Annotated in this window: 3 protein-coding genes and 1 pseudogene; 3 read left to right on the forward strand and 1 reads right to left on the reverse strand. The window is 63.8% G+C overall.

Going from position 1 to position 4,600, the window contains the following annotated elements; genetic code table 11:
- The 3 genes and pseudogenes from EN914_RS25225 to EN914_RS25235 form a co-directional block, all read left to right on the forward strand.
- Positions 1 to 186, forward strand: a pseudogene (locus tag EN914_RS25225) (ribulose-phosphate 3-epimerase); the annotation flags it as partial.
- Positions 187 to 594: 408 nt separating this feature from the next.
- A complete protein-coding gene (locus tag EN914_RS25230) occupies positions 595 to 1,335 on the forward strand; it encodes a GntR family transcriptional regulator (protein ID WP_024502152.1) in 741 nt (246 codons plus the stop codon).
- Positions 1,336 to 1,512: 177 nt separating this feature from the next.
- A complete protein-coding gene (locus EN914_RS25235; protein ID WP_024502151.1) occupies positions 1,513 to 3,027 on the forward strand; it encodes a malonyl-CoA synthase in 1,515 nt (504 codons plus the stop codon).
- Between the two features lie 27 nt (positions 3,028 to 3,054).
- On the opposite strand, the gene EN914_RS25240 is transcribed toward EN914_RS25235, so the two are convergent.
- Positions 3,055 to 4,600, reverse strand: a 1,546-nt coding sequence (locus tag EN914_RS25240) for an ABC transporter ATP-binding protein/permease (protein ID WP_164778891.1), incomplete at its 5' end; no start/stop codon positions are given.

Genomic DNA, 4,600 nt, shown 5'->3' on the forward strand with positions numbered 1-4,600 from the left:
ATCGGAGGCCGGCCGATCCGAATCGAGATCGACGGCGGTGTTTCAGCCGAAACCGCGCCGCTGGTCACCGCTGCCGGCGCCGACGTGCTGGTGGCGGGCGCCGCCATCTTCAAAGGCGGCAGCGTCGAGGCTTATCGGCAGAACATCCAGGCGATCAGGACGGCAGCCGATAAGGCAGCCGGTTGACCAGCAGTGTTCCCGCGTCAGCCCTGCATGCCGGCTAAGGTTCTGGTGCCGGGCGGGTTTGTGAAGCTTTTGGGGCAACGGCATCGGATGTGAGCGATTGCCTGATTCGGTTTTCAGCTCCGTCGTCTATGCCCAAAGCAGACAGTTGATCTCGCGCGAATACAAAAGAACAAAAAGAACAGATTCTCCTGCGTGCATACAAACCATGTTAAGTGCCCGCAGGTTGTGAAAAAGCGCGGAATTACAGCACTGAACTCCGAAATGCCGCATATTCCTTTGTGCTAAAGTACAATAACGTGATCTTCTGCTTGAGCAGGCGAATCTTCGCGCTGTATGGTACAAGTACGAGAAGGCGAATGCTTTCGGACTCGAATCGCCCGGGACAAGTCCTGGGGACAAGGAGTCGCTTTGACATACGGAGCTGCCAATCTGAACGACGACGCTGCCGGACCGAAGAGCACGCTTGCCACTACGGTCTATCAGCAATTGCGGGACGATCTTCTCGGCGGTGTCCTTGAAGCCGAGAGCAAGCTGCGGGTCGAGTGGGTGGTCTCCAAATATGGAGCCGGCGCGTCGCCTGTCCGCGAAGCCCTCAATCGCCTCGCCTCGGAAGGGCTTCTCGGCCGGCACGACCAGCGCGGCTTCTTCATCATGCCGGTCAGCGCCTCGGAACTCGAGGAGCTGACGCGCACCCGCTGCTGGCTCGAGGAGCGAGCGCTTCGCGAATCCATCACCCACCGCACCGCCGAATGGGAAGAACAGCTCGTGCTGGCGCTGCATCGCCTGGGACGCGCGTCACGCCTGGCACCGCAGAATCTCTTCTCGCTCAATCCCGATTGGGAGAGGCTGCATCGCATCTTCCACAGGGTGCTGATTTCGGCCTGCCGGTCGCAATGGCTGGTGGGCTTTTGCGACCAGCTCTCCGATCACGCCTATCGCTACCGGCAAATGGCCAATGATGGCGAAGGCGTCCAGCGCGACGATTTCGGCGAGCATCGTCTGATCGCCGAATGTGCCCTCGACGGCAATGCCGACGGTGCCGTCGAGGCCCTGCTCAACCACTACCGGTTGACTGCGGCCATGTGCATGAAGCGCTTCGAGCAGGACGAGGAAACGAAAGAAATCGCCGGCAAACGCGCTCGGCGATAGCAGTCGTCTCCTGGCGGGTCTCTTGTGCTCGTTTCTTGCACGCAACCTGCGTCGGCGCGGCCGGCGTGAACCGCTGTCGGCGGGCTTGACGGCGCGGCCAAGAACCGCGAACTCTCGCCGCCGAGGCATGCCGCGACAGGCGCATGCTCAGCGCCGCAGCACCCCAGGGAAGTCTTCATGAGCAATCATCTGTTCGATGCGTTCCGGTTCCGGATGCCGGCGCCAGCGCGCTTGCTGATGGAAACCGATGATGGCCGCTCGATCACCTATGGCGATATGCTGGCCCGCTCGGCGCAGTTTGCGCATGCGCTCCTGCAACTGGATGTCGAGCCCGGTGACCGCGTTGCCGTGCAGGTCGAGAAGAGCCCGGAAGCGGTCATGCTCTATCTCGCCTGCCTGCGCGCCGGCGCCGTCTTCCTGCCGCTCAACACCGCCTACACGCTGGCTGAGCTGGAGTATTTCTTCGGCGACGCAGAACCACGCCTGGTCGTCTGCGATCCGGCAAGAGCGGCCGACATCGGCGCGCTGGCGGAAAAGACGGGCGCCGTCACCGTCACGCTCGGCCGCGATGGCCGGGGATCGCTGACCGACCAGGCCTCGCGGCTGCCGACGGATTTTCATGACGTGGCGCGCGGGCCGGATGACCTCGCGGCAATCCTCTACACGTCGGGGACCACCGGCCGTTCGAAAGGCGCCATGCTCAGCCACGAGAACCTTGCTTCGAACGCGCGCGTGCTGGTCGAGCACTGGCGTTTCACCGGAGACGACGTGCTGATCCACGCATTGCCGATCTTCCACACGCACGGCCTGTTCGTCGCCACCAACGTCGTCCTGATGGCCGGCGCCTCGATGCTGTTCGAGCAGAAGTTCGATCCGGCCCGCATCGCCTCGCTGCTGCCGCGTGCCACGGCCCTGATGGGGGTGCCGACCTTCTACGTGCGCCTGCTGCAGCATGAGGGGCTGGACCATGAGGCGGCGAAAAACATCCGTGTGTTCATTTCCGGGTCGGCGCCGCTGCTGGCCGAGACGCACAAGATCTGGCGCGAGCGCACCGGCCACGCGATCCTCGAACGCTACGGCATGACCGAGACCAACATGAACACCTCGAACCCCTATGAGGGCGAGCGGCGCGCCGGCACCGTCGGTTTCCCCTTGCCCGGCGTCACGCTTCGCATCACCGATCCAGACAGCGGCGCAGCGCTTGCGCAGGGCGAGGTCGGCATGATCGAGGTGAAGGGCCCAAATGTTTTCGGCGGCTATTGGCGCATGCCGGAGAAGACCAAGGCGGAATTCCGCGCCGGCGGTTTTTTCATCACCGGCGATCTCGGCATGACCGACGCCGACGGCTACGTCCACATCGTCGGTCGCGGCAAGGACCTGATCATATCGGGCGGTTACAACATCTACCCGAAGGAGCTCGAAAGCGAGATCGATGCGCTCGACGGGGTTAGCGAAAGCGCCGTCATCGGCGTTGCCCATCCGGATTTCGGCGAAGGCGTCACCGCCGTGGTCGTGCGGGCGCCGTCATCGCGGATCACCGGTGCCGAAATTCTCGGCGCTATCGCCGGACGGGTGGCGAAATACAAGCATCCGAAGCGCGTGATCTTCGTCGATGAACTGCCGCGCAACACCATGGGCAAGGTACAGAAGAACCTGCTGCGCGACACCTACAAGGACATATACGCATCATAGTCGCGCGGTGCCCGGGGCAGCGGCGCCTTACTCCTTGCGCGCCCTTTCGACCCGACTACCGGAGCCCCACAAGGCGCGCTTCAGCAGGTTGCGCTTGCGCGGCACGAGGTTGATGTCGCTGACAAGCTTGGCGCCGCCCTCGCGCCGTTCGAGGGTGATCTTGCGGCTGTGGAAGGCTTCCAGCTCGGCACGGTGCGCCACGCTGATGATGGTGACATCGGGCAATTCGCGGATCACCGTCGCCATCATGGCGTCCTGGCTCTTCTCGTCGAGCGCCGAGGTTGCTTCATCCAGCACGACGATATCGGGGCGGTGCAGCAGCAGGCGCGCGAAAGCGAGACGCTGCTTTTCGCCGCCCGACAGCGTCTGGTCCCATGGCGCTTCTTCCTTGATCCTTTCGGCAAGATAGGCCAAGCCGACCTTGTCCAGGGCGGCCTTGATCTGTTTGATCGTCCACTTGTCCGCGGCCGCGGGATAGGCGACCGCGCGGCGAAGCGTGCCCGAGGGGATGTAGGGACGTTGCGGCAGCATGAACAGTCGCCTGTCGGCATGAAAATTGACGCTGCCGCCGCCCCATGGCCACAGGCCGGCAACGGCCCGCACCAGCGTCGACTTGCCCGAGCCGGATTCGCCAGCCACCAGCACACGCTCGCCCGGTTCGATCGCAACCTCGGTTTCCTTGACCACGGAGGTGCCGTCGTCGAGCGTGACGGAGAGATCGTCGAGGCTGAGCATCGCACCGTCTTCGGTTTCGCCGTGCTGGATGCGTCCGAGCGCGTCGCTCTGCTCCGCACGCTCGAGCCCGTCGAGCGACATCATCAGCGAGGCGATGCGTCGCGCCGAGGCGTTCCAGTCGGCAAGACGCGGGTAGTTGTCGACCAGCCATCCGAACGCGCCCTGCACGATGGCGAAGGCGGAGGCAGCCTGCATCACCTGTCCGAGCGACATCGAGCCTTCGAGGAATTTCGGCGCGCAAAGCAGGACCGGCACGACCGGTGCAAACAGGCTCGACCCCTGCGACACCAGCGCCGTGCGCATGTGCTGGCCCGTCAGCAGCGCCCATTGCCTGAGCACATGACCGAAATTCCTGTCGATGCCGCTGCGCTCCTCCTCCTCGCCGCCGAGCAATGCGATGCTCTCGCCGTTTTCGCGTACCCGCGTCAGCGTGTAGCGGAATTCGGCTTCCGCCTGGTTCTTCTGCTCGGAGAGGCGGACGAAATGCCGGCCGATGACCACCATCGACGTGGAGGTGATGGCGGCATAGATGACTGCGGTGATGACGAGGAAGCCGGGAATGGTCAGGTTTTCGCCACCGATCGGCAAAGTGAGCGCGCCGCCGATCGTCCACAGCACCACGATGAAGGTCGAGGCCGACAGGAACGCATTGAGGACGCCGGAGATGAAATCGACCGGTGACTCGGTGGCGATCCGCAGATCCTCCGTGAGGCGGGCTTCGGGGTTCGAGTGGTCGCCGGCGACGAGATTCAACTGGTAGTAGCGGCCATTGGCAAGCCAGCGTGCGATGACGGCGGTGGTCAGCCAGGAACGCCAGCGGCGCTGGATCGTCATGCGC

It is taken from the genome of Mesorhizobium sp. M7A.F.Ca.CA.001.08.2.1, from assembly GCF_003998455.1.
Classification (GTDB): domain Bacteria; phylum Pseudomonadota; class Alphaproteobacteria; order Rhizobiales; family Rhizobiaceae; genus Mesorhizobium; species Mesorhizobium ciceri.